This is a genomic window from Paenibacillus sp. J45TS6 (assembly GCF_018403285.1).
Taxonomy (GTDB): domain Bacteria; phylum Bacillota; class Bacilli; order Paenibacillales; family Paenibacillaceae; genus Paenibacillus.
This window is the reverse complement of sequence record NZ_BOSJ01000124.1, coordinates 1-225: the sequence shown is the minus strand read 5'-3', so window position 1 is coordinate 225 and position 225 is coordinate 1. Positions and strand designations below refer to the sequence as shown.

Annotated in this window: 1 rRNA gene; it reads left to right on the top strand. The window is 50.2% G+C overall.

What is annotated here, in order from left to right:
- A 23S ribosomal RNA gene (locus tag KJS58_RS25315) occupies nt 1–225 on the top strand; the annotation flags it as partial.

The following is a 225-nucleotide window of genomic DNA, read 5'->3' as shown; positions in this document are numbered from 1 at the left end:
GCCACCATTTAAAGAGTGCGTAATAGCTCACTGGTCGAGTGACTCTGCGCCGAAAATGTAACGGGGCTAAACACACCACCGAAGCTATGGCTTGATACTATGTATCAGGGGTAGGGGAGCGTTGTATGCCGGGTTGAAGGTAGACCGGAAGGACTGCTGGACTGCATACAAGTGAGAATGCCGGTATGAGTAACGAAAAGATCAGTGAGAATCTGATCCGCCGAA